The organism is Roseateles sp. P5_E11 (assembly GCF_054049355.1).
In genome coordinates, this window is record NZ_JBFUMO010000241.1 from 1 (window position 1) to 8,333 (window position 8,333).

The window sequence follows — 8,333 nt, forward strand, 5'->3', positions numbered from 1 at the left end:
GCGTGTGCATCTCGCCATCCGTCAACACGATCAACGGCCACATGAAGTCGTTCCAACTTCCTAAAAAGGCAAACACCGCCAGCGTCACCAACACCGGCTTCAACGTCGGCAGCACGATGTTCCAGAAGATGCGCCCCTCCCCTGCCCCATCCAACCGAGCCGCCTCCAGCAATTCATCCGGCACCCCTCGCGCGTACTGCCGCACAAGGAAGATGCCAAAGATCCCCGCCATGCTGGGAATCAGCACGCCCATCCATGTGTTCACCAGGCCCATGCCCTTGAGCATCAGGAACAGCGGCAGCATCGCCACCTGCCCCGGGATGACAAGCGCCGCGATCAGCAGCCCGAACACCCGCTCGCGGTGGCGAAAGCGCAGCTTGGCGAACGAGTAGCCCGCCAGCGTATTGAAGCTCACCGACATCAACGTGCTCACCACGGCCAGCCCCAGGCTGTTGACGAAGGCTCGCTTCAAGCCACCGTCGCCGAGCAACTGGCGGTAGTGCACCAGCGTCGGGTCGTGCGGGACCAGCGGCGGCGGCAGGCTGGAGGCGCTGCCGGCCGGCATCAGCGACACACACACCATCCACACCAGCGGGAAGGCCGCCAGCGCCGCAAAGGCCCACAGCAGGCCGTTGATGAGAAGGCTCCTGGGCTTCATGCGCCCTCCCCCGTCAGCCGGCGCTGCACAGCGATCAGGCCCTTGCTGACCACCACAATGACGACGAAGAGCACGAAGGCCACCGCCGAGGCCAGGCCCAGGTTCCACCACTTGAAGCCCTCTTCGTACATCAGGTAGAGCACGCTGACCGTGCTCTGCAGTGGCCCGCCCTGGGTCATCACATAGGGCTCGGCGAAGAGCTGGAAATAGCCGGCCGTTGTCAGGATGGTGACCATCAGCAGCGTCGGCGCGATGCTGGCCAGCGTGATGTAGCGGAACTGGGCCCAGCTGCGCGCGCCGTCCAGCCGCGCGGCCTCGTACAGGTCGTGGGGCACGGCCTGCAGCGCCGCGATGAAGATGATCATGTTGCCGCCAAAGTTCTTCCAGGCGGCRAACAGGATGATGGTGGGCATGGACCAGTGCGGGTCGCCCAGCCAGTCGACGGGGTCCAGGCCCAGGGACTGCAGCGTGTAGTTCACCAGACCGTACTTGACGTGAAAGAGATAGCGCCAGATGACGGCGACGGCGACCAGCGTGGTCACCACGGGGGCGAACAGTGCCGTGCGTAGCAGCGGCTTGCAACGCACCAGCTTCGACTGCAGCAGCACGGCCGCGGCCAGCGACACGCCGATCGACAGCGGCACGCCGAGCACGACGAAGTAGAGGGTATTGCCCAGCGCCTTCCAGAACAGCGGCAGGCTCAACACGTGCACATAGTTGTCCCAGCCCTGCCAGCGCAGGTTGCGCAGGTCGGCCAGCGCATAGATGTCGAAATCGGTGAGGCTCAACGCAAGGCCGGCGAAGACGGGCACGCCAAAGAACAGCGCGATGACGATCAGCGCCGGGGCGGCGAAGGCCCAGGCGGCGAGGGATTCGCGACCACTGTGCTTCATGCGGCGGTCTTTCGGTCCAGCATCCAGCGGCGCTTTTCCAGGATGCCGTCGACGAGGGCATCCAGCGAACGCACCGTCGTGTCGAGGTCGGTCACGCCGTGCACCGCGCGCGTGGCCGCGAGCTGCATCTCCTTCTCGATGCGCTCCCATTCCGGCACGGCCGGCGCCGCGCGCACGCGCTCGAGCTGGCGGCGGAAGGCGGCGGCGTGGCGGTCCTCGGCCAGCGTGGCGCCGTTCAAAGGCAGGGCCCAGGCACCGCGCCGCGCCGGCAGGTCGCCCGTCAGGCGGTAGAACTCGAGCTGCACGTCGGGCCGGCTCAGGTAGCTGATCAGCGCCCAGACTTCGGGCTTGTGGCGCGAGCGCTTGAACATGGCGAGGCTGGCGCCGCCGGCGATGGAAACGCCGGGGCCGTCCGGGCCAGGCAGCTCGGCGGTGGTCCAGGCATTGGCCAGTTCGGCCGGCAGGCGGCGCTTGAACTCGCCGATGTCCCAGGGCCCCGACATGTAGAAGGCGAAGTTGCCGCGGCCGAACTCCTGCCAGAGGTTGCCGATCTGCACCTCGCTGACGCCGGGCGCCTCGCCGCGCTGGAAGCGCTCCAGGTAGAAGGACAAAGCCTTGCGAAAGCCCGGGCCTGAGAAGTTGCCATAGCGGCCGCCGTCGCGCAGCACCTCGCCCGGCTGCTGCAGGGCCAAGGCAAGCAGCGGCGCGGATTCGTTGGTCGGCAGCAGGATGGGTTTGTCCATGCCCTGCTCGCGCAGCCGCGCCAGCGCGGCGCGCCAGTCATCCCAACTCACAGGCATGGCCTTGATGCCGGCCTTGGCCAGCAGATCCTGGCGCACAAACATCAGCCGCGTGTCGACATACCAGGGCAGGCCCACGCGCTGGCCACCGGCCAGGTTGGTGGCCCAGACGCCTTCGAAATAGTCCGTCGCCTGCAGTGCCGGCGTGCGCGCCAGCCAAGGCTCCAGCGGCTCCAGCGCGCCCAGGGCCTGCATCTCGGGTAGCCAGGTGTTGCCGACCTGGGCCAGATCGGGCGTGGCGTCGCCAGCGAATGCCGTCAGCAGCTTCTCGTGCGCGGCCGTCCACGGCAGTTGCTCGACCTTGACGCGCACGCCGGGGTGTTCACGTTCGAAGCCTGGCATCAACTCGGCCACGACCTCGCTCTCGCGGCCCATGGCCCAGAAGCGCAGTGTCGTCGTGCCATCGTGACGCGCACAGCCGGTCAGGGCCGCGGCGGCGGAAGCGCTGAGCAGGTCACGGCGGCGCATGTCAGCCGAGCCAGCCTCCGGTGAAGCCAGCCCGCTTCAAGCCCTTGATGAGGTGGGCGTTCTTGCGCATCGCCTGCCACACCAGCTCGCCGCGATGGTTGCCCATCATCGCGAGCAGCGGGCCCTGGTCGATGCCCAGCATGTCGGTGTCCACCCATCCCTTGCCGGGCTCGATGCGGCCATGCGTGAGGCGCACATCGGGGAAGTTGAAGCTGGGGTTGAAGGCATCCCAGAAACCATAGCGGCCCCAGGTGTGCGGGTAGCGCTCCTTGATGGCCATCAGCGCCGGGATGACGATCTCGGGCGCGAAAGCGATGGAGCCGCCGGCCGCATAGGGCGCCAGCGTGCCGTCGTCATGCAGGCCCATGCCGCGGCCGGCATAGCTGATGAAGCGGCGCTTCACGGTCTTGCCGGCGGTGGTGGTGTACTGCAGCGAGATGTCGGCCGGGCCGTCGCTGGCGCTGACGCCCCAGACCTCGGCGCTGTAGCCCTGCCAGCCCAGCGGGTTGGCCTGGGCATAGGCCTGCTGCACATAGGTGGCGCGGCGCGAGTTCTCGAAATAGTCCAAGCCCTTGTCACGCATGTAGGCGTCGCGGATGCCGCGGAAGTCCACCCAGCAGTGCGTGAACTGGTGGCCGAACAGCGGCGGGAAGCGCAGGAAGGTCTGACCGTAGCTTTCGCCCCAACTCTGCTGGTCGTAGGTGCTGGTCCAGGCGTCCCAGGCCTCGGGCTTGACCGGATGGGTCGGCGAACCGAGTGCCAGCAGATAGACCAGCATCGCCTCGTTGTAGCCCTTCCAGTCGCTGCGGATGAAGCCCTTCTCCGGCGACCAGCCGTGGCTGATGGACGGCGGGCGCACCTGGGCCCAGGCCCAGTCGACGCGGCCATAGAGCTCGTCCGCCAGTTTGCGGATGGCGACCTCGTCGGCATGCTCGCCGTCAAAGAAGCTCTGGGCATGCAGGGCGCCCATCAGCAGCAGAGCCGTATCGACGGTGGAGAGCTCGCAGCGGTCGAAGCGCAGGCCCTCCTTCATGTCGAGGAAGTGATAGAAAAAGCCCTTGTGGCCCGCCACGCCGGTCTTGCCCGGGCCTTGGGGCAGGCCGGCGAAGAAGCGCAGCGTCGTCAACGTACGCTGGGCGGCCTGCGCTCGCGTGATGTAGCCGCGCGCCACGCCGACGGGATAGGCGCTCAGCGCAAAGCCGACGGCCGCGATGCTGGCGAATGAAGGGGTGGGCCAGCGGTCGGGCGCCAGGCCGGTGCGGGCATCGGTCGTCTCCCAGAAGAAGTCGAAGGTGCGCCGCTCGAGGTCGGCGAGGAAGGTGTCGGCGGCTTGCGCCGGCGCCTCGGCCCAGCTGGGCAGGTTGGCGGCCAGGGCGAGGCCGGCGCCGTGGGCCAGGACGGCGCGTCGGGTCAGCAAACTCATGATGGGGGTGATTGTGGGAGCCGGCCGCGCGCTCGGCGCGGCCGGCTCCCGGGGCTTTCAGATCAGAACGAGTAGCTCACGCCCAGCTTGAACTGCCGCATCGAGCCGCGCACGCCGGTGCGGGTGTCGAAGTCGGGGTTGTCGCCACCCAGCGCGTTCTTCGGGGGGGTGGAGGGACCGCCGACCCAGTCGTTGTAGTAGCCCCAGTTGGCTGTGTTGAACAGGTTCAGCACATCGAGCCGGACCTGCAGGTCCCCTCCGTACACCTTGAAGTTCTTGGCCAGCGCCAGGTCCAATTGCTTGAAGGTGTCGGAGCCACGAGCCACGGCCACGCACTGCGGGAAACCATTGTGGCAGTCGGGCACGCGCCGCGGCTGCCCATCGCCTACCGTCAGCTTGCCGGAGAGCTGCATGCCCCAAGGCAGGTTGTCGACCAAGCCGCCCACCACCAGGCGATGCTTCTCGGCGTCCTTGGTGGGATTGAAGCCATACGTGGCCTTGCCATACGTCCAGTCGAAGATGTCGTCCGACCACTGCTCGTTGGTGGTCTTGGCATCGGTGTAGGTGTAGGCCACCGTCATGCTCCACCCACTGGCCTGGGTGTAGGGCTTCTCCAGCGACAGGAAGAGGCTGGTCGCCTTGTTCTGGCCGACGAAGTCGCCTATTACCAGCGCGCCGTAGTTGCGCGGCGCGCCGCCCCACAACGGATCCAGCGAGTTGGTATTGCCGAAGCCGCCATTGGGGTCCCGGTTGCCAAGGAACCAGATGAACTGGTTCTTGGCGTGGATCTTGGAGACGGCGATATCCGCGTTCCATTGCCCCAGGGCCTGGCGCACGCCCAGGCTCATCTGGTCCGCGAAAGGCATCTTGAACTCGTTGCGGATCAGCCAGGTCTCGCCGTTGGGTGCCGCGTTCTTCTGCAATTCATCGATGGCGTTATTGGCCATCTTGCGGTCGTAGCTKCGGCCCCAGCCGCCGTAGACGACCGTGGCCTTGTCGCCCAGCACGTCGAAGGACGCGCCCAGGCGCGGCGCGAAAGCCCCCTTGAAGGGCTTGCGGGAGCTACCGCTGGAGATGTAGTCGGCGATGTTGATGCCTGCCTTGGCCAAGGTCTGAGCGTAGGTCTGGCCGGGAGGCGCAGTGATGCCGTCGACGGTGCGGCCGTCCAGGGCATTCAGCATGGCTACGCGGTCGGCCGGCGTCGCGTAGCTGTTGTTTAGCATGTTGTCCTCATAGTCCCAGCGTGCGCCGAGATTGAGTTCGAGCTGCTTGGTCAGCTTCCAGTCGTCCTGCAGGTAGATGCCGTACTGGTTGTTCCTGAAGCTCGCCGAAGCGCTGGGAATGRCCAGGCGGATGTTGCACTGGTCGCTGGACAGCCCGCTGCTGTTGACGTTGGTGCCCGTGCAGGCCAAGCCGTTGTAGTAGGGCTGGCCGGTCGTCGTGTTCAGCACCGTCTCGATGGTCGGCACACGGTTGGCCGTGCCGCTGAGCTCGTACTTCATTGCCTTGAACTGCACGCCGGTCTTGATGACGTGCCCCCTCAGACCGGTGTAGGTGAAGTCGTCCTTCAGGTAGACGCCACTCTGGCGCCGGTCCTGCGCGTTGGGCGAGCCGCCAGTAAAGAAGATGTCCTGGACGTTGTTGATACGGTCGGTCGGCGAGTACTTGTAGCGGACCTGCGGATCGGTCGAATCCGACTGCGGATTCCATTTGGTGCTCTCCCAGCCGATGCGTGCCTCGTTGAGCCAGCTGTCGGCCGCGTACTCGTGCTTGAGGTCGACGCGGGATTCATCGTTGTTGTTGTTGATGGCAGTGCTCGATGCGAAACGGTCGCCGTCCACCGCATAGCTGGTTTCCTTGCGCAGCGTCATGGAAAGGTCGAGGCGCTGGCGGTCGTCGATCTCGGCGGACAGCTTGCCAAACACCAAATGCTCCTTGAACTGCCCCTTGAAAGCCTCCTGCTGCGCTGCGATGCTGGGAATCAGGCCCGGACTGCCCGGGTACTTTTCCAGGTTCATCGCCGTGAGCTGGCGCGGCTTCTCGATCTGCTTGCCGTCGTAGGCCAGGAAGTAGTGCAGCGCGTCCGGCTTGATGGCGCCGCCGATGCTGAAGCCGCCTTCGATCTGCTTGTAGGAAGGAGGTTCGATCTTGTTGGCCTTGTCACGCTCCTGAATCGGGCTCAATGAGGTCCAGTTGYTGCCGGTGCGATTGACGTAAACGTTTCCATGCGTTTCATTGCCGCCGGATTTCGTGACTGCGGCAATGGCCACGCTGGATACCTGATCGAACTCGGCCTTGTAGTTCTGCGTCAGCACGCGGTACTCGGCGATAGCTGCCTGCGGGAAGGGATTGCCCTGGCTGGTGTCCTGGCCACTGACGCCACCGCGCAGGATGTTGTTCTTGCGTCCGACGCCGTCGATGAAGACATTGACCGAGTCAATGTTTTGCGAGCCACCGCGCAGACGCGTATTGCCGCTGGCGTCGGTGTCGAAGCGCACGCCGGGAGCGAAGTCCGCTGCCGACAGGAAGTTGCGCGTGGCCTGCGGGATGGCCTCGATCATCTTGTTGGACACCGTGGTGCCGACCTGCGAATCAATGACGCCCTGGCGCTGCGCGCTGCCCTGGATCACCACTGTGCCGAGCTTGGCGTCCGTGCTGCCGAGGTCCAGCGTCGCGTTCTGGCCGACGGACAGCGTAACCACACTGCCGGTGGCAGCACCGGCCACCCGGACCTCGTAGTTGCCGGGGTTCAGGCCGACGAGTACATAGCTGCCGTCGGGCAGGGTCTTGGTCCGGTAGGTATTGCCGTTGGCCTTGTTGACGGCGACGACATCAGTGCCTGCCGGCGCCGTGGCGCCAGCCGCTGTGATGGTGCCGCGCACGGTGGCGCTGGCGCTCTGCGCCTGCGCGGGCAGGGCCGCCATCAGCAGCCCGCCGATCAGGCCGGCGGCGCAGAGATGGCGGGTGAGAAGTCTGGGTTTGGTGCGGGGGGTCGGGGTGCTCATGATGTCCTTGTCTCCTGTGTTGTGCTGTGGTTTGGACGGGATCAGGTCTTGGCGCTGCCGCACGACTGCCGCACAACGAGTTGCACCGGCATCACGGTGGCGCCGGCGTCGGTGGCGTTGCGCTCCAGGGTGTCGGCCAGCGCATCGAGTGCCTGGCCGCCCAGCGCGGCAATGGGCACGTRCATGGTCGTCAGCGCCGGGCTGACGTAGCGGGCGATGGGGATGTCGTCGAAGCCGGCAAGCGCGATGTCCTCGGGCAGGCGCACACCGCCGGCCTGCAGCGCACCCAGCAGGCCGATGGCCATGATGTCGTTGGCGGCGAAGACGGCATCGGGCCGCTGGCCCGCCGGCAGGGCCAGCAGCTCGGCCGCGGCGCGCTGGCCGCCTGTTTCGGAGAAGTCGCCCTCCAGCAGCCATGCCTCGGCACCCACGGCCAAGCCGGCACGGTAGCCGCGCTCGCGTTCGCGCGCCTCGAAGTTGGCCTGCGGGCCGCCGAGAAAAGCGATGCGTCGCCGGCCACTGCGCACCAGGTGCTCGGTCATCGCGCGCGCGCCGCCGAAGTTGTCGACGGCGAAGACCCGCTGGCTCGCGCCGCGCACGCCGGAGTTCAGCAGCACGGCCGGCAGGGCAGGCGGCAGGTTCTGCGACAGGAAATCGTCGTCGGCGTGCGGCGACATGACGATGAGGCCGTCAACGCGGCCGTTCATCGCGCGCAGCGCGGCCGCGGCCTCGTTGGCATCGTCGTGGGAGCTCGACAGCAGCAGATGCAGGCCGCGCGCCCGGGCGGCCTGGTCGATGCCGCGGATCAGCTCGGAGAAGAATTCGCCGTGCAGGTCAGGCAGCAGGGCGCCGATGGTGTCGGTGCGTCGCGTGATGAGGCTGCGCGCCGCCCCCGACGGCGAATAGCGCAATTCGCGGGCGACCTCGACGATGCGCTGGCGCGTGTGCGGCAGCACGTTCTCGGCGCCGTTGAGCGCGCGCGAAACGGTGGCGACCGACACACCGGCAACGCGGGCGACGTCCTTGATCGTGGCGGGGGTGACCGTCATCTTGTTGTCAGAGGTTGGCGCCGTGGGAAGCGATGAC

6 protein-coding genes are annotated in these 8,333 nt (G+C 66.8%); all 6 read right to left on the minus strand.

Annotated features, from left to right (window positions below; translation table 11 throughout):
* A partial coding sequence (locus tag ACXJKR_RS17660) for a carbohydrate ABC transporter permease (protein ID WP_457323929.1) occupies positions 1–658 on the minus strand: 658 nt, incomplete at its 3' end.
* Positions 655–1,551, minus strand: a complete 897-nt coding sequence (locus ACXJKR_RS17665; protein WP_457323930.1) for a carbohydrate ABC transporter permease — start codon at positions 1,549–1,551, stop codon at positions 655–657. The genes ACXJKR_RS17665 and ACXJKR_RS17660, both read right to left, overlap by 4 nt.
* Entirely contained in the window at positions 1,548–2,819 is a 1,272-nt protein-coding gene (locus ACXJKR_RS17670; RefSeq protein ID WP_457323931.1) for a sugar ABC transporter substrate-binding protein, read from the minus strand. Before ACXJKR_RS17670 ends, ACXJKR_RS17665 begins: the two co-directional genes overlap by 4 nt.
* Before the next feature lies 1 nt (position 2,820).
* A complete protein-coding gene (locus tag ACXJKR_RS17675; protein WP_457323932.1) occupies positions 2,821–4,242 on the minus strand; it encodes a glucoamylase family protein in 1,422 nt (473 codons plus the stop codon).
* 62 nt (positions 4,243–4,304) lie between these two features.
* Positions 4,305–7,247: a TonB-dependent receptor gene (locus tag ACXJKR_RS17680; protein WP_457323933.1), complete on the minus strand. Its 2,943-nt coding sequence runs from the start codon at positions 7,245–7,247 to the stop codon at positions 4,305–4,307.
* Between the two features lie 41 nt (positions 7,248–7,288).
* The coding region (locus ACXJKR_RS17685; protein ID WP_457323934.1) for a LacI family DNA-binding transcriptional regulator at positions 7,289–8,333 on the minus strand (1,045 nt) is incomplete at its 5' end.

Excerpts from the sequence above, each read along its gene's own strand:
- ACXJKR_RS17670 (WP_457323931.1), bottom strand. The coding sequence starts at position 2,819 with ATGCGCCGCCGTGACCTGCTCAGCGCTTCCGCCGCCGCGGCCCTGACC.
- ACXJKR_RS17675 (WP_457323932.1), bottom strand. The coding sequence starts at position 4,242 with ATGAGTTTGCTGACCCGACGCGCCGTCCTGGCCCACGGCGCCGGCCTC.